The sequence below is a fragment of the Pandoraea captiosa genome (genome assembly GCF_902459775.1).
Lineage (GTDB): Bacteria > Pseudomonadota > Gammaproteobacteria > Burkholderiales > Burkholderiaceae > Pandoraea > Pandoraea captiosa.
Window position 1 is genome coordinate 759415 of the sequence record NZ_CABPSQ010000002.1, and the last position, 21565, is coordinate 780979.

22 protein-coding genes and 1 tRNA gene are annotated in these 21565 nt (G+C 63.2%); 7 read left to right on the top strand and 16 right to left on the bottom strand.

The annotated features are described in order from the left end of the window. Positions 1-23: 23 nt before the first annotated feature. Entirely contained in the window at positions 24-1394 is a 1371-nt protein-coding gene (locus PCA31118_RS08670) for a M16 family metallopeptidase (RefSeq protein WP_246190170.1), read from the top strand. 13 nt (positions 1395-1407) lie between these two features. Beyond that, positions 1408-2844, top strand: a complete 1437-nt coding sequence (locus tag PCA31118_RS08675; RefSeq protein ID WP_150624823.1) for a M16 family metallopeptidase — start codon at positions 1408-1410, stop codon at positions 2842-2844. A gap of 138 nt (positions 2845-2982) precedes the next feature. Here PCA31118_RS08675 and PCA31118_RS08680 read toward each other — a convergent pair whose 3' ends face one another. Next, on the bottom strand, positions 2983-3786 hold the full coding sequence (locus PCA31118_RS08680) for an ABC transporter permease (protein ID WP_174990418.1): 804 nt from the start codon (positions 3784-3786) through the stop codon (positions 2983-2985). A 70-nt stretch (positions 3787-3856) separates the two neighbouring features. Then, positions 3857-4774: a nodulation factor ABC transporter ATP-binding protein NodI gene (nodI, locus tag PCA31118_RS08685; RefSeq protein WP_150624825.1), complete on the bottom strand. Its 918-nt coding sequence runs from the start codon at positions 4772-4774 to the stop codon at positions 3857-3859. A gap of 341 nt (positions 4775-5115) precedes the next feature. On the opposite strand from nodI, the gene rsmD reads away from it, so the two are divergent. The 3 genes from rsmD (at position 5116) to PCA31118_RS08700 (ending at position 6795) form a co-directional block, all read left to right on the top strand. After that, positions 5116-5709: a 16S rRNA (guanine(966)-N(2))-methyltransferase RsmD gene (gene rsmD / locus PCA31118_RS08690; protein ID WP_150624826.1), complete on the top strand. Its 594-nt coding sequence runs from the start codon at positions 5116-5118 to the stop codon at positions 5707-5709. Between the two features lie 55 nt (positions 5710-5764). Continuing rightward, a complete protein-coding gene (gene coaD / locus PCA31118_RS08695) occupies positions 5765-6259 on the top strand; it encodes a pantetheine-phosphate adenylyltransferase (protein ID WP_150624827.1) in 495 nt (164 codons plus the stop codon). Positions 6260-6537: 278 nt separating this feature from the next. Further along, a complete protein-coding gene (locus PCA31118_RS08700; protein ID WP_044453785.1) occupies positions 6538-6795 on the top strand; it encodes a YfhL family 4Fe-4S dicluster ferredoxin in 258 nt (85 codons plus the stop codon). Between the two features lie 116 nt (positions 6796-6911). Here PCA31118_RS08700 and pth read toward each other — a convergent pair whose 3' ends face one another. From pth to PCA31118_RS08735, 7 genes are all read right to left on the bottom strand, one after another. After that, positions 6912-7508 carry an aminoacyl-tRNA hydrolase gene (gene pth, locus PCA31118_RS08705; protein WP_150624828.1) on the bottom strand — a complete coding sequence of 199 codons (597 nt, stop codon included), beginning with the start codon at positions 7506-7508 and terminating at the stop codon, positions 6912-6914. A gap of 123 nt (positions 7509-7631) precedes the next feature. Continuing rightward, positions 7632-8249 carry a 50S ribosomal protein L25/general stress protein Ctc gene (locus PCA31118_RS08710; protein WP_044453789.1) on the bottom strand — a complete coding sequence of 206 codons (618 nt, stop codon included), beginning with the start codon at positions 8247-8249 and terminating at the stop codon, positions 7632-7634. A gap of 156 nt (positions 8250-8405) precedes the next feature. Further along, positions 8406-9353, bottom strand: a complete 948-nt coding sequence (locus PCA31118_RS08715; protein ID WP_039395490.1) for a ribose-phosphate pyrophosphokinase — start codon at positions 9351-9353, stop codon at positions 8406-8408. Positions 9354-9402: 49 nt separating this feature from the next. After that, positions 9403-9479, bottom strand: a tRNA-Gln gene (locus tag PCA31118_RS08720). A gap of 54 nt (positions 9480-9533) precedes the next feature. Then, positions 9534-10403, bottom strand: a complete 870-nt coding sequence (gene ispE / locus PCA31118_RS08725) for a 4-(cytidine 5'-diphospho)-2-C-methyl-D-erythritol kinase (RefSeq protein ID WP_150624829.1) — start codon at positions 10401-10403, stop codon at positions 9534-9536. 96 nt (positions 10404-10499) lie between these two features. Further along, complete coding sequence (locus PCA31118_RS08730) at positions 10500-11138, bottom strand: outer membrane lipoprotein LolB (RefSeq protein WP_246190138.1); 639 nt, start codon at positions 11136-11138, stop codon at positions 10500-10502. Between the two features lie 20 nt (positions 11139-11158). Beyond that, complete coding sequence (locus tag PCA31118_RS08735) at positions 11159-13090, bottom strand: tetratricopeptide repeat protein (protein ID WP_150624831.1); 1932 nt, start codon at positions 13088-13090, stop codon at positions 11159-11161. Positions 13091-13169: 79 nt separating this feature from the next. Here PCA31118_RS08735 and mutM point away from each other — a divergent pair, with 79 nt between their 5' ends. Both mutM and mutY read left to right on the top strand, forming a co-directional pair. After that, entirely contained in the window at positions 13170-14000 is an 831-nt protein-coding gene (gene mutM, locus PCA31118_RS08740) for a bifunctional DNA-formamidopyrimidine glycosylase/DNA-(apurinic or apyrimidinic site) lyase (protein ID WP_150624832.1), read from the top strand. Positions 14001-14083: 83 nt separating this feature from the next. Continuing rightward, on the top strand, positions 14084-15271 hold the full coding sequence (gene mutY, locus PCA31118_RS08745; protein WP_150624833.1) for an A/G-specific adenine glycosylase: 1188 nt from the start codon (positions 14084-14086) through the stop codon (positions 15269-15271). An 87-nt stretch (positions 15272-15358) separates the two neighbouring features. Here the strand turns inward: mutY and rapZ are convergent, their stop codons facing one another. The 7 genes from rapZ to lptB form a co-directional block, all read right to left on the bottom strand. Next, positions 15359-16231, bottom strand: coding sequence for an RNase adapter RapZ (gene rapZ / locus PCA31118_RS08750; RefSeq protein WP_150624834.1), 873 nt, complete (start codon positions 16229-16231; stop codon positions 15359-15361). Positions 16232-16425: 194 nt separating this feature from the next. Continuing rightward, complete coding sequence (locus PCA31118_RS08755; protein WP_044453800.1) at positions 16426-16755, bottom strand: PsiF family protein; 330 nt, start codon at positions 16753-16755, stop codon at positions 16426-16428. 179 nt (positions 16756-16934) lie between these two features. After that, entirely contained in the window at positions 16935-17900 is a 966-nt protein-coding gene (gene hprK, locus PCA31118_RS08760) for an HPr(Ser) kinase/phosphatase (protein ID WP_044453802.1), read from the bottom strand. 108 nt (positions 17901-18008) lie between these two features. After that, the gene (ptsN, locus tag PCA31118_RS08765) at positions 18009-18518 is read right to left on the bottom strand and encodes a PTS IIA-like nitrogen regulatory protein PtsN (protein ID WP_044453804.1); all 510 of its coding nucleotides are present in this window, start codon (positions 18516-18518) and stop codon (positions 18009-18011) included. A gap of 182 nt (positions 18519-18700) precedes the next feature. Further along, the gene (gene hpf / locus PCA31118_RS08770) at positions 18701-19057 is read right to left on the bottom strand and encodes a ribosome hibernation-promoting factor, HPF/YfiA family (protein WP_044453807.1); all 357 of its coding nucleotides are present in this window, start codon (positions 19055-19057) and stop codon (positions 18701-18703) included. A gap of 141 nt (positions 19058-19198) precedes the next feature. Continuing rightward, complete coding sequence (locus tag PCA31118_RS08775; RefSeq protein WP_150624836.1) at positions 19199-20686, bottom strand: RNA polymerase factor sigma-54; 1488 nt, start codon at positions 20684-20686, stop codon at positions 19199-19201. Positions 20687-20780: 94 nt separating this feature from the next. Then, positions 20781-21551, bottom strand: coding sequence for an LPS export ABC transporter ATP-binding protein (gene lptB / locus PCA31118_RS08780; RefSeq protein ID WP_150625183.1), 771 nt, complete (start codon positions 21549-21551; stop codon positions 20781-20783). Positions 21552-21565 lie beyond the last annotated feature (14 nt).

Genomic DNA, 21565 nt, shown 5'->3' on the forward strand with positions numbered 1-21565 from the left:
CCGGACTGGCTCTGGCGGGTGTGATGAGCCTGGGCCACGCCGCCGATGCCGTTGGCACCGGTGGCAGCAAGACCACGGATAACACTTCGGAATTCACGCTCAAGAACGGCCTGCGGCTGATTGTGCGCGAAGACCACCGGGCGCCGACGGTGGCGCACGTGGTCTGGTATCGCGCCGGGTCGCTCGACGAATTCAACGGGACCACCGGCGTCGCTCACGCCCTTGAGCACATGATGTTCAAAGGCACCAAGACGGTCGGCCCCGGACAGTTCTCGCGCCAGGTCGCCGCGCTCGGCGGTCGGGAGAACGCCTTCACGAGCAAGGACTACACCGGATACTTCGAACAGACCGAGAAATCGCGATTGCCCGAGATGATGCGTCTCGAGGCCGATCGCATGGCCAACCTCACGCTTTCCGCCGACGAGTTCGCCAAGGAAATCCAGGTCGTGATGGAAGAGCGCCGTCTTCGCACGGACGACCAGCCGCGCGCGCTGCTCTACGAGCAACTGATGGCGACCGCCCTCGTCGCCAATCCGTACCGTCGCCCTATCGTTGGCTGGATGGACGACCTCCAGCATATGACCGTGGAGGACGCCCGTGACTGGTACAAGCGCTGGTACGCGCCGAACAACGCCGTCGTCGTCGTGAGCGGAGATGTTGACCCCGCGCAGGTGAAGACGCTGGCCGAGAAATACTACGGCGCGATCGAGCCGCATACGCTGCCCGAACGGCGTCCGCAAAACGAACCGGCACAGTTGGGTGTGCGCCGCGTATTCGTGAAGGCCCCGGCGGAGAATCCCAACGTGATGCTCGCATGGCGCGCGCCACGTCTTGCCGATGTTGAAAAGGACGACGACGTCTACGCGCTGCAAGTCCTGTCGGCCGTGCTCGACGGCTATGGCAATGCACGACTGACGAGCCGTCTGGTGCGCGAGCAGCGCATCGCCAACGATGTCGGCGCGAGCTATGACGGTGTCGGGCGTGGTCCCCAGTTCTTCATCATGGACGCGACGCCCGCACAGGGCAAAACACCCGAGCAGATCGAGAAGGCGCTGCGTGCGCAAGTGGCCGACATTGCCGCGCACGGGGTGACACAGGACGAACTCAAGCGCGTGAAGGCGCAGGTCGTCGCATCGCAGATCTACAAGCGCGACTCGGTGTTCGGGCAGGCGATGGAAATCGGCCTGAACGAAATGTCGGGGATTTCGTGGCGTCAGATCGATCGCATGCTCGAGAAGGTGAAAGCAGTCACGCCCGCACAGGTGCAGGCGGTGGCCGGCAAGTATTTCGGCGACGAGACGCTGACGGTAGCGACGCTGGTGCCGCAACCGATCGACGAGGCGACACGCAAGCGTCGCGCCCAAGGGGCGGAAGACCTGAAGACCATGCGCTGAGAGAGGCCACACAATGATGAAAATTTTCGCACTGTTGCGTGCGTTCTCGCCTGCGCGAACGGGACTGATGGCTTCCGTCGCTGTGGGTGCGCTGATGGCGGGTATCCCGCATGCCGCGAACGCCGCATTACCGATCCAGAGCTGGATCGCGCCGTCCGGCGCCAAGGTGATGCTCGTGGAAAGCCGCTCGATTCCGATGATCGATCTGAACATCGATTTCGATGCGGGCAGTCGCTACGACCCGCCGGGCAAGTCGGGGCTGGCATTGCTGACCGCTGGCCTGCTGGATGCGGGGGCGTCCGCAGTGGCGGGGCGTCCGGCACTGACCGAAGCGCAGATCGCGGATCGCTTCGCGGACGTCGGCGCGATGGAGGCGACGAGCGCCGGACGTGACGCCGCGACCGTCACCATGCGCACGTTGTCGTCTGCGGCTGAGCGTGATGCGGCTGTCAACACGCTCGCGCAGTTCCTGCAACATCCCACGTTCCCCGAGGCGGTGCTCAAGCGCGAGACGGCGCGTCTGTCTTCGGCGATCGCCGAGTCGGACACGAAGCCCGAGGCGATTGCGGAGAAGGCGTTTCGCAGTGCGATCTACGGCAGCCATCCGTACGGGGTGACGCCGACGGTGGCCAGCGTGAACGCCGTCAAGCGCGACGACCTCGTTCGCTTCTATCGCGACATGTACAGCCCCCGGCGCGCGGTCGTCTCCATTGTGGGCGACATCGATCGTGCGCAGGCGGAGAGGCTCGTGGCGCAGCTGACGGATGCGATGCCTGCCGGGATCACGCCGCCGACACTGCCGCCGGTGGCGGGGCTGCGCAGCGCCGTGCAAATCGATCTGCCGCACCCTGCTGAGCAGGCGCATATCGCGACGGGACAGGCATCGCTGGCACGCAGCGATCCGGACTACTTCCCGTTGCTCGTGGGCAATTACGTGCTGGGCGGTGGCGGTTTCGTGTCGCGCCTGACGGCGGAAGTGCGCGAGAAGCGCGGTCTGACGTACGGGGTGACGAGCGGGTTCACGCCGCAGTTGCAGGAAGGGCCGTTCGAGATCAACTTGCAGACACGTCGGGAGCAGGCGCCCGAAGCGCTCAAGGTCGTGCGTGAGACGCTTGCGAAATTCGTGCAGGAAGGGCCGACCGACGACGAGATGAAGGCGGCGAAGGACAATCTGACCAACGGTTTCCCGCTGCGTCTGGACAGTAACCGCAAGCTGTTGGCCAACGTTGCCGCCATCGGTTTTTACAATCTGCCGCTCGACTATCTCGACACGTGGACGTCCAAGGTGGAAGCGGTGAGTGCGGCACAGGTAAAGGATGCCTTTGCGCGCCACGTGCAGCCGGATCGCCTGGCGACCGTGGTCGTCGGTCCGAGCGACGTCTTCGGCGCGGCGAGCGCGGGCGCTGCGGCACCAAGCGCTGCGCCACCGGCGGGCAAGAAGACGAAGTGATCGCAGTCGGCTGTCGCTAGCCAATGCGCTGGTCGGTCAGTGGTGGCTCGACATAAGGCAGTGAACGAAAAAGACACCGGAGAGGCTCCTCCGGTGCCTTTTTTCTTGCTTGCCGAACCGCCGAACCGACCATCTGCGCTATCGGAGAATCCGTCGCCGCAGCAACACCAGCGCGACCGTGAACCCGACCAGGGCGTAGATCGCGAGCGCGCCGGCATGTAGCCCCGGCAGGTCGATCGGGCGCCCGAGCATCGCGGGGCGAATCAGTGCCACCGCATGAGCCAGCGGTAGCCACTCGGTGATATGGCGCGCGGCCGCCGGGAGTTGCGACAGCGGAAAGAACACGCCTGAGAGCAGGAGCATCGGCGTCATGACCAGCGTCTGGTAGAACATGAAGAAGTCGTAGCTCGGTGCAAGCGCCGTCATCACCATGGCAAGACTGGCGAACGCCAGACCTGCAAGCAGTACCGCAGGTAGCACCACCGCCAGACTGTCGATACGCGCGTAGCCCAGCACGCCGGCCACCAGCAGGATGGCAATGCCAGACAGCACCGCCTTGCTCGCCGCCCAGACGACCTCGCCGAGCACCACGTCCCCCAGCGTGAGCGGCGTATGCATGAGTGCTTCCCAGGTGCGTTGCACGTGCATGCGCGAGAAGCCGGAATACATCGACTCGAAGCTCGCCGAGAACATCACGCTCGAACCCACGGTGCCCGCTGCCAGAAAGGCAATGTAGGACGTGCCGTCCACATCGCCGACCATCATGCCGAGGCCAAATCCCAGGCCGAAGAGGTAAATCATGGGATCGGCCAGATTGCCGAACAGGGAGGCCACGGCGAGCTTGCGCCAGACAAGGAAATTGCGTCGCCACACGCCCATCCACGCGGTGACGCCGGGCAGGTAGCGTGGGGCGTCGGGCGGGCGTCTCGCTGCTGCGTGCATGGGCGCTGCGGACTCGGCGGACTCGGCGGACCCGGCGTGCGTGGCGCTCAGCGTGTCGCGTCGATCATGCTCAGTCATCGCGCATCTCCCGTCCGGTGAGTTTGAGAAAGACATCTTCCAGGTTGGCTCTGCGATGCAGATAGCGCACGCCGGGCTGGTCGCGCAGGGCCTCGACGACGGGCGCGGCGTCGCGTACATAGCAGAAGTGTGTCTCACCGCTTGTCTCGATACGCTCGGCCAGCGGCGCGAGGTGCTTGAGCAGCGCCGGCGGGACGTCGCCGAAGACTTCCACGACGTCGCAACCGATCTCCCGCGCGACGAGATCAGGCGGGGTGCCTTCCGCGATTTTGCGGCCCGCATCGATCACGCAAAGGCGATGACACAGGCGCTCGGCCTCCTCCATGAAGTGCGTCGTCAGCAAGATGGTCTTGCCCTCGTTCATCAACGATTTGAGGCGCTCCCAGATCAGATGGCGCGCCTGCGGATCGAGGCCGGTCGTCGGCTCGTCGAGCACCAGCAGGTCGGGATTGTTGATGAGGGCGCGCGCGAGCGTGAGGCGCCGCTTCATGCCGCCCGAGAGCAGCCCCACGCGCGCGTCGGCCTTAGACTCCAGTCGTGCGAAATGCAATAGCGCGGGCACGCGCTCCCTGATATCGGCGCGGGAGAGTCCGAAATAGCGTCCGAAGACGGCGAGGTTCTCGCGTACGGTGAAATCGGGGTCCAGGTTGTCGAACTGCGGCACGACACCAACGCGACGCCGCGCCTCAGGCGCGAGCCGTGGCACGGGCAGGCCGCCAAGGCGAATTTCCCCCGCGTCGGGCGTGACCAGCCCGAGCAGCATACGCAATGTGGTGGTCTTGCCCGCCCCGTTCGGGCCCAATAGCCCGAAACACTCGCCCGGGGCGACGTGCAGCGACAGACGATCGACGACGGGACGGCCGTCATAGGCCTTGCATAACTCGGTTACCTCGATGGCGGCATCGGTCATGGCGAATATGGCTGTCTCCTGGTGCGCGAAGGCGTCCGGACAAGTGTGAGACTGTCTCGGGGCTCGCGGTAATCATCGGCGCAGATCGTGCAGCGCCTGCGTGGGTCGCCCCCGTGGGACATCCATGGAGCGCCGGACGTTCACGTTCCCCGGCCGACGGGGCTTGCGAGCGTCGCAAATCCTTATGGGGCATGGGGGGGCAGGCGATGTGGTATGTTTCGCCTCAACAATGTAGCGTGAATCGTCATGATTTTGGATCTCAAGCGTGCGCAACGACGCGCGCGACCCCATTTTTCCACCGTCAACGGCGTGCTCGGCCAGGCGATGTCGCGGAGGACGGTATGAAGTCCGGTGCAGGCAACGTGGCACGCGGCGCGCCACAGCAAGTGCGCATTATCGGTGGCCAGTGGAAGCGTACGCCGCTTCCCGTGCCGCCCGGCGACGGTTTGCGTCCCACGCCCGACCGCGTCCGTGAGACGCTGTTCAACTGGCTTGGGCAGGACCTGACGGGCATGCAGTGCCTCGACGCCTTTGCGGGCAGCGGCGCGCTCGGCTTCGAAGCCGCGTCCCGCGGCGCACAGCGAGTGCTGATGATCGAGTCGGCAGCGCCCGCCGTTCGTCAGCTGCGCGCAAATCAGGCCAAGCTCGGCGCCGATCAGATCGAGATCGTACAGGCCGATGCCCGCCGTCTGATAACCACACTTTCAGCCGGGGCTTTCGACGTGGTATTTCTCGATCCGCCGTTTGCGAGTGGTTGGCTCAATGACTTATTGGCGCCGGCGGCGCGCCTGCTCGCGCCGAATGGCGTGATTTACGCAGAATCCGATGTGGCACTGGAAGACGAGGCGCTCGGCGCACTCGGTCTGTCGTGCCTGCGCCGCGCGAAAGCTGGAGCGGTGCATTATCATTTGCTTGAATCGATTCCGAAAACCTAGAGACCACAATGAATAAGTACGCAGTATCGGTCCCCAGCCGCGAGGAGACGTTGGCATGGTAGTGGCGATCTATCCGGGGACGTTCGACCCGTTGACCCGAGGGCATGAGGATCTGGTCCGCCGCGCTGCGGGCATTTTCGACAAGCTGGTGGTCGGGGTGGCCGATAGTCGAAACAAGAAGCCGTTCTTCACGCTGGAGGAGCGCATCGACATCGCTCGCGAGGTGCTGGGTCACTATCCCAACGTCAGCGTGGAAGGGTTTTCCGGCCTGCTCAAGGACTTCGTGCGCAAGCATCAGGCACGGGTGATCGTGCGCGGACTGCGTGCGGTGTCCGACTTCGAGTACGAGTTTCAGATGGCGGGCATGAACCGTTACCTGCTGCCCGATGTCGAGACGATGTTCATGACGCCGTCCGATCAGTACCAGTTCATTTCGGGCACGATCGTGCGCGAAATCGCACAACTGGGCGGCGATGTCAGCAAATTCGTGTTCCCGTCGGTCGAAAAGTGGCTCGTCACGAAAGTCGGCGAGATCGCCCCCAAGCCTTGAATCCGGTGTAGAGGGTTCGCCGTGAAGCGAAAAAAACCCCGCAACGTGCCAGCGCACTGCGGGGTTTTTTGTTGCGTGCGCGTTTAAGCGCATTTACTTAAGTTTCACTACCTAGGCCGGGAAGACGCGGGTCAATGTGTCGCCATCGGGAGCGCATCGCGTCTCGGTCGATATTCGACAACCCTCGTATAATTGATGCATTGTTCCACGAACCGTAACGGCTGCCGTTCGCCGAGGTTCGTGCGAGTTTTTGAACGGCCGAGGAAAGTGAGTCGACAGTGGCACTGATGATTACCGACGAATGCATCAATTGCGACGTATGCGAGCCCGAGTGCCCGAACGACGCAATTTCGATGGGGGTCGAGATCTACGAGATCGACCCCAACAAATGCACGGAGTGTGTCGGTCACTTCGATGAGCCGCAGTGCGTGCAGGTGTGTCCGGTGGAGTGCATCCCCATCAACCCCGAGCACGTCGAGACGCCCGAGCAACTGCTGCAGAAGTACACCCACCTGCAAGCCGCCAAATCGGCGTGATGTGCCGGGGTGACCTGAGCGGCCTGGCCGACGTGATTGACGTGATTGACGGGAGCGACCGGAGCGAGCTGATCCGCCGCTAATCTCGCGGTCCCATCCCCCAGGGACCGACTGGCTTATTTCCCGGGCGCGGCGTGCAAACGCATCATCGCCTTTTCCATATCGCCCTTGACCACCAGGTCGACGATGTCGAGCGAGCGCGACATGGCGTCGTCGATCTCGGCCTGCTCCTCTTTACGCGGGGGCTTGAGCACGAAGTCTGCGACCTGTTGCTGGCTGCCTGCCGGTTGCAGTGTGCGCGGATGCCCGATGCCAAGACGCAGACGCCAGAACTCGGGCGTCGTCAGATGCGCGGCAATGTCCTTCAGTCCGTTGTGCCCGCCTGTGCCCCCGCCGCGCTTGAGCCTGACGGTGCCCGGTAGCAGGTCGAGTTCGTCGTGCACGACCAGAATCTCGTCAGGCAAAATCTTGTAAAAGCGCGCCAGTGCGACGACGGACTGTCCGGAGCGATTCATGAACGTCTGCGGTTCGAGCAGCCACACTTCCTGACCGGCCACTCGCGCCCGTGCGGCGAAGCCATGAAAGTTCTTTTGGCTGGTGAGCGAAGCACCGCATTGCTGCGCGAGCGCGTCGACGAACCAGAAGCCCGCGTTGTGACGCGTCGCTGTATATTCGGCGCCCGGATTGCCGAGCCCTACGATCAGCTTGATCATTTCGGTATCAGGATTTGGGTACGCGCCATGGTGGCATGCGCACCGCCATAAAAAAACCCGCCGGACATGACGTCGCGGCGGGTCTTGCGTCCAGCGTCGCCGCTGAATGCTGGCGAACGAGGCTTAGGCAGCCGGCGTTTCGCCTTCGGCCGAAGCAGCAGCTTCGTCAGCAGCAGCACCAGCCGGTTGCACGGCTTGTGCGACCACCGGGTTTTCCTGCTCGACGTGCAGCGTCAGGGTCACGCCGGCGGGCAGCTTGACGTCCTTCGCGTGAACGGTCTTACCGGCTTCCAGCGTCGACAGGTCGACTTCCAGGAATTCCGGCAGCTTGCCCGGCAGGCAGCTGACGTCCAGTTCGTTGAGCGTGTGGCTGATCACGTTCGAAGCCAGCTTCACGGCCGGGGCGTTATCGGCACCCAGGAAGTGCAGCGGCACCTTGACGTGGATCGGCTTGTTCGGGTCGACACGTTGGAAATCCACGTGCAGAACCAGTTGCTTGAACGGGTGGTACTGCACATCGCGCAGCAGCACTTGTTCGGTCTTGCCGGCGACTTCCAGGTCGAGAATCGACGAGTGGAAGGCTTCCTTGCGGAGGGCGTGCCACAGTGCGTTGTGATCGAGTTCGATCAGCTTCGGATCGACGTTACCACCATACACGATGCCCGTGGTCTTACCGGCATTGCGCAGGCGGCGGCTCGCACCCGTACCTTGCAGATTACGCTCAAAAGCGACGACTTTCATAACAACTCCTTGAGCTGCCCGCGACCAGGCAGCGATTTCTTCCCGAATATCCCGCCAAAAAATGCGGGTCTCAGGAACGACAAAGGCGGGGAAAGGCTCCCCGCCGACATAACAACGGCGCCAAACAGGCGCCGCCGCAAAAACTTTACCGAACGCTTATTCCGCGAACAGCGACATCACCGAGTCGCCACGACGGATACGCGAGAACGTCTCGGCCAGCAGGTTCGCGCAGCTCAGTTGGCGAATCTTGCCGCCCTTCGAGTCGTCGCGCAGCGGAATCGTGTCGGTCACGACCACTTCATCCAACTCCGACGCATTGATGCGCGCTGCGGCACCACCCGAGAGAACCGGGTGCGTACAGTAGGCATATACCTTCTTCGCGCCACGTTCCTTCAGCACTTGTGCGGCCTTGCACAGCGTACCGGCGGTGTCGACCATATCGTCCATGATGACGCAGGTACGGCCTTCGACTTCACCGATGATGTTCATCACTTCCGCGACGTTGGCCTTCGGACGACGCTTGTCGATGATGGCCAGATCGCAATGCAGTTGCTTGGCCAGCGCACGGGCACGAACCACGCCGCCGACGTCCGGCGAAACCACCAGCAGGTTCTCGTGATTCTGGGCGCGCACGTCCTGGAGCAGCAACGGCGAAGCGTAAATGTTGTCGACCGGGATATCGAAGAAGCCCTGAATCTGGTCGGCGTGCAGGTCCATCGTGATGATGCGCTCGACGCCTGCGATTTGCAGCATGTTGGCCACGACCTTCGCCGAGATCGCCACACGCGCCGAGCGGGGGCGACGATCCTGACGGGCATAGCCGAAATACGGGATGGCGGCGGTGATCCGGCCGGCAGACGCACGCTTGAGCGCGTCGACCATGATCATCAGTTCCATCAGATTGTCGTTGGTCGGTGCGCACGTCGACTGGAGGACAAAGACGTCCTTGCCGCGCACGTTTTCCTGGATTTCGACCTGAATCTCACCATCCGAGAACCGGCTGGCCATGGCTTTGCCAAGCGGGATACCGAGAGTGTCGACGACCGCTTGGGCCAGGGCGGGATTGGCGTTCCCGGTGAATACCATCAGGTTATCACTACTCATCTGGCTACCTGCGGGACGTTTGGATGCTGAGACTTTACGACAGAGAAATTGGCAGGGGAGGAAGGACTCGAACCCTCGTATGCCGGAATCAAAATCCGGTGCCTTAACCAACTTGGCGACTCCCCTACACTAACCGATGCCTTCGCTGCGTTGTAGGAAACGCAACAAAGTAAAACCCTTTTACGCGAAGGCGAACATTGGATGTTCGGCCAGGCTAGTGGTCACTTGACCGATCCAGCGCTCTGGCAATCGCTTGTATGCCGCTTCCGCATCTGCCTTCGTGTCGAATACTGCAAACACGCTTGCACCGGATCCCGTCATACGTGCAGTGGTGAAGGTTCTGAACCAGTCAATCACAGCAGCGACTTCCGCGTATTCTCGAGTGACTGCCGCCTGCATGTCGTTACGGAAGATTTCATCCGTTTCGAACACGTTTTTGTTGGCGTGCTCAAGAAAGAACGCCATTGTGACGATCTTCGAATCCCTTGTCAACAGGGGATCGTTAAATATTTTGTTGGTAGCGACGTGCGTGCGCGGGTTGACCACGAGGAAGTGCCGTTCGGGCAGATCCACAGCCTGCAATTCTTCTCCCAGGCCCTGTGCAAAGGCGTTTCGGCCGAAGACAAAAAACGGCACGTCTGCACCGAGCTTCAATGCCAGCGTCTGGAGCACTTCGCGCGGCAGGTCGAGTTGCCACATGCGGTTGAGCGCGAGCAGCGTGGTGGCCGCGTCCGAGCTGCCGCCGCCAATGCCGCCGCCCGCGGGCAGACGCTTTTCGATGCCGATATCCACGCCAAAGCGCACACCGCAGTGCGCTTGCAGCAGGTGGGCTGCGCGCACGGTCAGATCGGTCTCCGGCGGCACGCCCGGCAGCGGGTTCGTGTGCACGATCCGGCCATCGTCGCGACGCTCGAAATGCAGCGTGTCGGCCCAGTCGATCAGTTGGAAGACGGTTTGGAGTTCGTGATAGCCGTTGGGCCGGCGTCCTACGATATGCAGGAACAGATTGAGCTTGGCCGGGGCCGGGCAATCACGCAGGACTTCGTACATGACGGTGCAAAAGCGGTGAGAAAGTGTGGGCGCGCGGGCGCCCGGTGCGCCATTTTACCCGCGGCCGCGGGGGCGACGTGCTCGGGCGGCTTTCGGCTACTCGTCGATCACGAGCCGCACGGCCAGCGGCGAGCCATCGAGCTCGCGCGACAGGTCGATACGCTTGACGCGCGTCGGCGTGCCGTCGAAGTACGCCTGATAGTCGATGGTCCAGCCGTCCTGCTTCAGGCGCGTGGGACGCTGCGTTTGCGCATCGCGCTCGATGCTCGCCTGCGACCCCGGCGCCCCCTGCATGTGCAGCCAGTATCGCAAGCCACCCACGGGCAATGCGAAGCCGAGCGCATCGTGCATGACATCGTCGAGACGAGGACCCGTGAGCGGTGCCTTGCCGGGCAATTCGAGCGACGCGCTGCGCGGACTCTGGCGCACGATGGCCTGCGTCTGTCCAAGCGGATCGAGCAGTTGAACGGTCGCATTCTCCCCGTTTTGCTGCCAGTCGAAGTTACCGTAGGTGTTGCGCGTCTCCCCGTTTTGCTCGTAGCGCACGGAGAAGCGACCGCGATAATGCTCGACGCTCACCCCGGCCGTCGGCTCGACGGGTGCGGGCGGCGCGAGACTTGCGCAACCCGTGACGACGACAGCGGCGGCGCACGCCAGCGCAAGCGCTGCCGCGCGAACGGACTGGTGCAAACCGGCGCGTCGCGGGGCTCGCGCCGATCCGAAAAACTTCACCATCGAATGTTCCGCCATGCGCATTACGGAGCGACGTTGTAACGCTTCATGGTCGAGCGCAGCGTGTCGTCGTCGCTGTCGAGCTTGAGGGCTTCGCGCCATGTCTTGCGCGCTTCGTCCTGCTGGCCCGACTCCCACAGCACTTCACCGAGGTGCGCGCCGATTTCCGCCTGTGCCTGAATGCCGTAGGCGCGACGCAGCAGTTCCAGCGCCTGCTGTTTGTCGCCGAGGCGATATTTCACCCAGGCGAGGCTGTCCATGATGTACGGATCTTCCGGCGAGAGCGACGACGCCTTTTGCAGCAGCTTGAGCGCTTCGGGAAGACGCGTGTTGCGCTCGGTCAGCGAGTAGCCGAGCGCGTTGTAGGCCTGCGCATTCTCCGGCTGCGAGGTCATGATGCGACGCATCGCCTTTTCCATGACGTCGTAGTGCTTGTTCAGTTCGGCGACCATGCCGTACTGATAAAGCAGGTCCATGTCGTCCGGATGATTTTTGACCTCGACGGCGAGCAGCTTCTCGGCCTCGTCGTACCGCTTGGATTTGACCAGCAGATCCGACTCCGCACGCTTGAGCGCCAGTTGCTCGCGCGGCTCACTTGCCTTGATGCCGTGAAGCAGTGCGCGGCCTTCGTCGAGTTTGCCCTGATCGGCAAGCAGCTGCGCCCGCCCGATCTGCGCCGGCAGATAGGCGTTGCTGTCTTCACGAATCTTCGAGAGCCACTTGTCGGCAGCCGGATAGTCCTTGCGATCCTGCGCGATCTGCGCGAGGTAGACGTAAGCCTGAGCGCCGTCGGTGTTTTGCTGCTCGGCTTCGGATGCGTACTTCTGCAAGTACTGTTCGGCTTGCTGCGGATGGTTGGCGTGCAGGTTCAGCAGCGCCAGCGCCATGAGCGTCGACAGTTCATGCGGGTAGCGCTTCTCGAGCGTTTCGAACTGCTTTTGCGCGGCGTCGAGCTGGTTGTCGGCGAGCAGCAGCTTGGCATAGGCGAAGCGGGCTTCCTTGGCGTCCGGATTCCGGTCGAGGAACGTCTTCAGGCTGGCGATTGCGCTGGTGCGCTCGCCCGGCCCCATCTGTCCGTAAAGCAACGCGGCGGCTTCGTAGTCGGGTTTGAGCTTGAGTGCGGTCTCGAGCGACGCGCGTGCGCCGGCGGTGTCACCTGCGTCGAGTTGCGAGCGCGCGATGGCCAGTTGCGCCTCGGGGCGCTGCATGTCGTTCGCCAGCATGCGCTTGAGCGAATCGATGCCGGTGGCGCGTTCCGGGCTGCGGGCGATCATCTGCTGCAATTCGAGGATGGCCTGACCACGGCGCGCTTCCGGTACCTTATTCAGTTCCTCGACGAGCAGCGGTTCGGCTTCTGCCAGATGACCTGTGCCGACTTCGAGGCTGGCAAGCAATTGCGAGGCCGGACGCCACGACGGATCGAGCTGATGCCACAGCTTGGCCGCGACGAGCGCATCGCCGAGTTGCCGCGCGCCGAGCGCGATCTCGACGGAGCGACGGGCCATGCGCGGGTCTTTGGTGCGGTTGGCCAGGGCAATGTACGTGTTGAAGGCGGGGGCGAGGTCGCCTTTCTGGAGGCTCAGTTCCGCGGCCAGCACCTCGAAGACGATCTCGCTGGTCAGCGCCACGTTCGGCAGCTTTTCGCCGGGGACGTTCGCGTTCGGTGCAACGTCTTCGCTGTCCACATCTGCGCCCGCTGCCTTTGCGGCCCCCGGGGCTGTCGGTACTGCCGCCGGCGCGCTTGCGGGGGCGCCGGGCGCCTTTTGCGCCGTCTGGGCGAAGGCGCTCGACGACGGCATGAATGCCATGATGGCGCTCGCGCAGCTCACGCCAAGCGCCGTTGCGCCGGCCCACGCCCCGCGAGCCAGTGCGCCGCGCAGGCGCAAAACCACAGGTGCCACGATTGCCGCGCTCGGGTCGGCGGCGGGGATGGACTGGAATCGGGTGTTCGGCATAGGGATCCACGGCAGGTTTCGAGCGATTGTAGCGCGCCCGATACAATAGAGTCTAAATCCTCAGCAAACGTTCGCAGGCATGCCTGAACTCCCCGAAGTCGAAGTGACCCGCCGCGGTATTGCGCCGCACGTGGCGGGCACGCGTATCGCGCGTATCGATGTGCGCAACGGCGCATTGCGCTGGCCGGTGCCCGACGGGCTCGACACGCTGCTGCGCGGCGAAACGCTCATCGGTGTGACCCGTCGTGGAAAGTATTTGCTGCTCGAATACGCGCCGGGCTGGCTGCTCGTGCATCTGGGCATGACCGGGACGTTGCGTGTCATGCCGGAACCGCAGTCGTTGCCGGCTGCCGGCGTGCACGATCACATCGATCTGGTGTTCGAGCGGTGCGCGCTGCGTTATCGCGATCCGCGCCGCTTCGGCGCCGTGCTGTTCCACGCGCGCTCGGCGGGCGACGTGCTGGCTCACCCGCTGCTCGCGAGCCTTGGCGTCGAGCCGCTCACGGACGACTTCGACGGCGCATGGTTGTATGCCGGCACGCGCGGTCGAACCGTGTCCATCAAACAGGCGCTGCTGGCCGGCACGATCGTCGTCGGGGTCGGCAATATCTACGCATCGGAGAGTCTGTTTCGCGCCGGCATCCACCCGCGCATGGCGGCGGGCAAGCTCTCACGAGCGCGGGCCGAGAAGCTGGCCCAGGCCGTGAAGGTCGTGCTCGCAGCCGCCATCGAGAAGGGCGGCAGCACATTGCGCGACTTCGTCGGCAGCGACGGTCAGAGCGGCTATTTCCAGCAGGAGTATTTCGTCTACGATCGAGCCGGCCAGCCATGTCGCGTGTGCGGCACGCCGATTCGGCAGATCGTGCAGGGACAGCGATCGACCTTCTTCTGCCCGCATTGTCAGAAATAACGCGTGCGTTCATCCGGGATGGCGCCGACGTCATACGCCCTCACATCCGATCGAACGCCGCACATGTTGCCCCCGAAACCCAAATGAAAGCATCCTCCAGCGACACCCCGGTCGGTAAGTCCGCCGATACATTGGCCGGTACCCTGGCCGATACGTTCGCCGAGCGTCTGATCGCATGGCAGGCCGAACACGGCCGCCACGATCTGCCTTGGCAAAACACGCGCGACGCCTATCGCATCTGGCTCTCGGAGATCATGCTCCAGCAGACGCAGGTGGCCACCGTCATTCCTTACTACGGGCGCTTTCTCGAGCGCTTTCCCGATGTCGCCGCGCTCGCAAGTGCGCCGCAGGACGACGTCATGGCGCTATGGAGCGGCCTGGGCTACTACTCGCGCGCGCGCAACCTGCACCGGTGCGCGCAGGTCGTCGTCGCCGAGCATGGCGGACGCTTCCCCGCCGACCCCGAGACCCTGGCAACATTGCCCGGCATCGGCCGTTCGACGGCGGCGGCGATTGCTGCCTTTGCCTACGACGCGCATGCCGCCATTCTCGACGGCAACGTCAAGCGGGTGCTCGCGCGCGTGTTCGGCATCGAAGGGTTTCCCGGCACACCGAAGATCGAGCGCGAAATGTGGGCATTGGCCGAATCGCTGCTGCCGCCGCGCGATTTACCGGCGTACACGCAAGGGATGATGGATCTGGGCGCGACGCTATGCGGGCGCGGCGCACCGCGTTGCGGCGAGTGCCCGTTCGACAACGATTGCGTGGCCCATGCAACGGGGCGAGAGCGAACGTTGCCGACGTCCAAGCCGAAGAAGGCGCAGCCGGAGCGCTATGTCGACGTGCTGGTGATTCGCGCGGGGGACCGGGTGCTGTTCGAGCGGCGGCCGGACAGCGGCATCTGGGGCGGCCTGTGGAGCCTGCCCGAACTGACGCCGCCGACCGACACGCGCGATGCCGACGACGCCTCGCTGCGAGCGCGTCTGACGGGGCATGCAACGGCGCTGGGCGCGAGACTCGGCCCGGTGCAATCGCTCGTACCGTTGCAGGGGCTGACGCACGTCTTCACGCACTTCAAGCTGCACTTGCGACCGTGGCTGGTGACGTTGTCGGTCAACGGCGAATCAATCGCATCGGCGGGCGACGCGAATCGTGCATGGCTGGATGGGGCGGGGGTCGTGGCGGCGGGCTTGCCGTCACCGATCCGCAAGATTGCCGACGCGCTGTCGCTTCGTGCGTCGGATCAGGGGCAACTGTCGTTATCGAACTGACATTGTCGAACTGAGGTTATCGATCTGATGTCGCCGCCGGGAGGGCAGGCCGCTCGTGCTGCCTGCCTGCACCTACTGCCGGGGGGCTTACTTCGTCTCGGCGGGCGCGAGCTCGCGGTGGCGCACCAGTACGGCGGCTTCGTGACGAAAACGGGCGCCCAGCGTCTCGGAGATGAAGACGGAGCGGTGCTGGCCGCCTGTGCATCCGATGGCGACCGTCAGATAACTGCGGTTGTCGCGCATGTAGCTCGGTAGCCACTTCTGCAAGTAGGCGCCGATGTCGTTGATCATCTCCTCGACTTCCGGAATCGCCGACAGGAAATCGATCACCGGCTGATCGCGTCCCGTTAGCGGACGCAGCTGAACGTCGTAATACGGATTGGGCAGCGAACGAACGTCGAACACCAGATCGGCGTCGAGCGGCACGCCGTGCTTGAAGCCGAACGACTCGAACATCAGCGTGAGACCGGTCTGATCGTGCTGAACGAACTCGCGAATCCATCGACGCAGCGCACTCGCGCGCAAATTGCTGGTGTCGATCTGGTGGCCGAGTTCGGTCACGCTGCTCAACATCTCGCGTTCTTTTTCGATGGCTTCGACAAGCGATCCGGTCGGGGAGACCACGTCGTCGCTCGTCACGGACAGCGGATGACGGCGGCGCGTCTCGGAGAAACGTTGCACCAGCGTTTGCGTGGTGGCGTTCAGGAACAGCACGCGAACGTCATGGCCGAAACGGCGCAGACCGCCGATGATGGGCGGCAATTCGGCGAGCGAACCCCCACTGCGCGCGTCGATGGCGACTGCGAGGCGGGTGTAGTTCTGGGTGCCGAGGTAGACGGCGAGTTCAGGCAAAAAGCGCGACGGCAGATTGTCGACGCAGTAGTAACCCGCATCCTCGAGGACGTTCAGAGCGAGCGACTTGCCCGATCCGGAGACGCCGGTAATCAGTACGATCTTCATGACATTTCCCGAATACAGCCATCATGGTAAGCGATTGTGTCGTACGGGTGTCGAAAGGGAAGAAACGAGAATGTTCCGCTCGTTTTCTCTGCGTTTGCGAGAACTCACGCGCCTCAAGCGGACAATGAAACGAACAATCAAACGAAAACGGCGCCCGCAAGGGGCGCCGTCTGGCGGATGCCGGGAGCGTTACCTCAGGCAGCCGGCTGGTTCGACAGACATTGCTTCATGAACGCCTTGCGGTCGTCGCCCTTCTTGCCGGACGCTTGCGTGTTGCAGGTCTTCATCTTTTCCTGCTGCGTTTGCTTGGCTGCCGGGGCGCCGCCCGCCGACAGACACTGCTTCATGAAGGCTTTGCGATCGTCACCGGTCTTGCCCGAGGCTTGCGCGTTGCAAGCCTTCATCTTGTCTTGCTGGGCGTTGGTCGCCTTGGGGGCGGATGCCGGTGCGGCGGCCGTCTGGGCGAACACGGGCGATGCGAGCAGCGGGGATACCAGAAGCAATGCAGCGAGTGCTTTTTTCATGATCGTCTCTCCATAAGGTCGTCACGCACGGGCACGGGGTGGACCGCGTTGCGATTACAACATGATAGAAAACGCGCCGCAATCGCACGGCGTTGACAGAAAAACGCAAAAGTTGCGGTATACCCGGAGGTTTGGGACTCGCCGGGCGCCCCGGCGAGATCGGAAGCGCCGTTGCGCGCTCAGAGCAGTTTGCCCTGCATGCCGTCCGGGTCCTGCATGGCCTGGCGCTGGCGCTCCATGAAATCCTTGAGCGTATCGATGCCGCGCAGTTGCAGGATCGTGTTTCGAACGGCCGCTTCGACGAGCACGGCGAGGTTTCGTCCGGCCGCCACTTGCAGAATCACCTTGTTGATGGGCAGGCCCAGCACGTCCACCGTCTGCGCTTCGAGCGGCAGTCGTTGGAATTCCCCATCGGGGCGACGCACCAGTTGCACGATGAGCTTGAGCTTCATCTTCCGGCGCACGGCCGTCTCGCCGAAAATCGTCTTGATGTCGAGCAACCCCAGGCCGCGGACTTCCAGCAGATTTTGCAGCAGCGGCGGGCAGCGGCCTTCCACGAAATCCGGCCCGAGACGCACGAAATCGACGGCATCGTCGGCGACCAGCCCGTGTCCGCGGCTGATCAGTTCAAGGCCGAGTTCGCTCTTGCCGAGACCCGAATCGCCGGTCAGCAGCACGCCCATGCCCAGAATGTCGATGAAAACGCCGTGCATCGTGCACCGCGGCGCGAACACGCGGGAGATATACAGACGCAGGCTGTCGATGACCGATGCCGTCGACATCGGCGTGGTGAACAGCGGGGTGGACGAGCGGGTACAGCGCAAAACGAGGTCGGGCGGTGCTTCGAGGCCATCCGCCACCACGAGGAACGGCGGTTCCAGCGCGATGACTTCCCCCATGTGACGTTTGCGGTTTTCGTCGGTGAGACGCTGGTAATAGCGCAGTTCCGCCTCGCCGAGCACCTGGATACGGTTCGGGTGGATCAGGTTCAGGTGACCCACGAGGTCAGCGCTGGAGGTCGCGGTAGCGACGCTCTCGGGCGTAAAGCCGCGCTCCCAACCTTCATGGCCCGTGAGCCACGACAGACGCAGCGTCGCGGCGTTGTCGTCGAATATGCTTTGCGCGTTGATGCCGGTCAGTTCCACCGCGTCGCCTCGTTCGGTTGGGTATGGGAGCTACTGGATTCGTCTGGGTTCGCGGTGGTTCGTGACGGATGGCGGTCCCCTTGGGGTCGCCCGGGCCGCCCGGGCCGATCAGGGCTGCCAGTTCGCGAGCGCGGTATGGATCTCGGCGGCGCTGGGCGCGTTGATCAATGTCTCGCGCATCGTGCGGTCGGAGAGCAACTGCGCAATTTCGGACAGGATCTCGAGATGTTGCTGGGTCGCCTGTTCGGGCACCAGTAGGAAAAACAGCAGGGAGACCGGCTGGCCGTCGGGCGCTTCGAAGGGAATCGCGTCTTCGAGGCGAATGAACGCAGCCATCGGGTGTTTCAGGCCCTTGATACGCCCGTGCGGAATCGCCACCCCTTCGCCGAGTCCGGTCGAACCCAGGCGCTCGCGGGCGAACAGGTTGTCGGTGACCGTAGCGCGGGAGAGCGCGGCATTGTTCTCGAAGAGAAGGCCGGCTTGCTCGAAGACGCGCTTCTTGCTGGTGACGGACAGTCCAAGCAGGATGTTGGACTCAGGTAAGAGTTTGAATAAACGGTTCATCTTGTAATGCGGGCGAACGCTTAGTCGCCCTCCAACCCCCGATTGACCTCGCATTATAGACCACCCGCCGCCGTGCTCGCGGCGAGTCACGGAACTGGGCCGAACCATACAAAAGGGGCCGTTCAACGGCCCCGCGGTGGGTGATGCCAGACTTACGAAAGACGGATAAACGCTCGGGTGGTTCCTTACGGCTTTTCGTCAGTGTCAGTCGTTGCGACTACCACGCCGGAACAGCCTTATTGCAGCGGTTCCGCCTCGGGAGGAGGCTGGTGGTGCTTGATGGCCTCGCGACCGTGATCCTGAACCTTGTCCTTGTATTGCATTACCTTGCGGTCGAGCATGTCGATCAGCTTGTCGATGGCGGCATACATATTTTCGTCACACTTCTCGACGAAAATCTCCTTGCCCTTGAGATTGACCGTGACGCTCGCGTTCTGGCGTCCCGCCTTCTCCTTGGACTTGTCGACAGAAAGGATCACCTCGACGCTGATGACCTGATCGAAATGGCGCAACACGCGTTCGAGCTTGTTGACGACATATTCTTTCAGTGATGCGGTGACTTCGAGATGATGTCCACTGATCTGAAGATTCATAGCTGCTCTCCTTGCTGAAATGCCGAAGTGCAGGCCGCGTCGACGTTGACGCTGGCAGGCAGGAGCGCGAGCCATTGACGTGACGCAATGTCGCACTGCGGCGTGATGCCCCAGCGGCCAACATGGCGCACCAGGACTGTCCTACAAAGATTTGCGCAAGTTCACTGCGGGGATTCGCATGGCCTCGCGGTACTTCGCGACCGTTCGCCGCGCCACCACAAAACCTTGCTCTGCCAGCAGTTCCGCGATACGGCTGTCGGAAAGGGGGCTCTGCGGGTCTTCTGCTCCTATGAGTTGCTTGATGAGTGCGCGGATAGCGGTCGATGACGCAGCGCCTCCGGCTTCCGTTGCCACGTGTGATCCGAAGAAGTACTTGAGCTCGAAGGTTCCAAATGGAGTGAGCATGTACTTACTCGTTGTCACGCGTGAAATCGTGGATTCATGTAAACCCAGCGTATCAGCAATCTCGCGTAAAACCAAGGGCCGCATGCCGATTTCGCCATGCGTGAAGAAGTTCTTTTGACGCTCGACAATCGCCTGCGCGACCCGCAGGATCGTGTCGAAGCGCTGCTGAATGTTCTTGATCAGCCAGCGGGCTTCCTGCAGCTGCTGTTGGAGGTTGCCGGTGCCCGGATCGTTCCGGTTGTTTCGGAGGATGCGCGCATACATTTCATTGATGCGCAGGCGCGGCATGACTTCCGGATTGAGTTCGGCCGTCCAGCCGCTCCCTTGCTTGCGTACGAGCACGTCGGGCACGACATAGTCGGCCTGCGGCGAGCCGTAGGCGGCGCCCGGAAACGGGTCGAGGGAGCGGATCAGCTGATGTGCGGCGCGCAGGGCGTCTTCGCTCACCCCCAGCAGGCGGCGCAGACGCGTGTAATCGCGCGCGGCGAGCAATTCCAGGTGGTCGGTGACGATACGCAGCGACAACGTGCGTACATTGCTGGCCGGCAGACGCTGCAATTGCAGACGAAGGCATTCGGCCGGGCTGCGCGCACCCACGCCTGCGGGGTCGAAGCTTTGCAGCAGCGCGAGCGCCGCGTTGATCTCTTCGGTCTCCAGCGCCAGTTCTTCAGGCATTTCCGCCTGAATCTCGTCGAGCAGGGAGCCCAGGTAGCCGTCTTCGTCGAGCGATTCGATCAGGAATTCCACCAGCGCACGATCGCGCGGGCCGGCTTTGGTCAGGCGTAACTGCGCCAGCAGGTGTTCACGCAGGTTGGGGTGATCGACATGCAACTGCGGGCGCGCGTTGTCGTCATCGTCCGACGCACTGCCCGAGCGGGCGAAATCGTTCAGGCTCCAGTCGCTGCCGTTGTCCTGGGCGTTATCGTCGAAGCGGGCTTCGCCGTCGAGCTCGCGGGCCTCGTCGCGGCCGTTGGCCGACTCGGCGCTATCGTTCGAACTGCTGGACGACGTGCTCCGTTCGTTGCGCAGCGACCCGTCGGTGCCGACCCGAACCGAGCCTGCGAGCCAATCGTCCTCGCGTTCGAGCATCGGGTTCTGGGTGAGGGCGTGTTCGACTTCCTGTTGGAGTTCGAGCGTAGACAGTTGCAGCAACCGGATCGATTGCTGCAACTGCGGCGTGAGGGTCAGGTGCTGCGAGGTGCGGAGTTGAAGAGTCGGTTTCATAGCGTGTCTCGCCTTCATTGTAGAGGCTTTGTCACGCCAACGGAACCGGCCCTGCCTCCTATCGGTGGCAGGGTTTACATGCGTAAAATTTGCTTTACATCCGGAAATTTTCGCCCAGATATACGCGCCGGACGCTTTCGTCGGCGACGATCTGGTCAGGCGTGCCGGCGGCGAGCACCGAGCCTTCGCTGATGATGTAGGCGTGATCGCAGATGCCGAGCGTCTCGCGCACGTTGTGGTCGGTAATCAGGACACCGATGCCACGGTCCTTCAGGAAGCGCACGATCCGCTGGATTTCCAGCACGGCGATCGGGTCCACGCCTGCGAAAGGTTCGTCGAGCAAAATAAAACGCGGTTGCGTGGCGAGCGCGCGGGCGATTTCCACCCGGCGCCGTTCGCCCCCGGAGAGCGACATCGCCGGGTTTTCACGCAGGTGGCTCACCTGAAGCTCGTCGAGCAGCGATTCGATGCGGCGCTCGATTTCCTCGCGCTTGAGCGGTTTGCCCTGCGCGTCGAGCTGCAATTCGAGCACGGCGCGAATGTTGTCCTCGACCGTGAGCTTGCGAAACACCGACGCTTCCTGCGGCAGATACGAGACCCCCATGCGGGCGCGCTCGTGAATCGGCAATTCGCTGATCAGGTTGCCGTCGAGCTGGATTTCGCCGTCGTCGGCGGGCACCAGCCCCACGATCATGTAGAACGACGTTGTCTTGCCGGCGCCGTTCGGCCCGAGCAGCCCGACGACCTCGCCGCTTTTCACATCGAGCGAGACATCCTTGACGACGGTACGAGCGCCGTACTGCTTCTTCAGCGAGCGAACCACCAGCGCACTCGGCTTGCCCGAATGGATGGCGCCGGGGTTCAGGGTCGAGGTGTTGC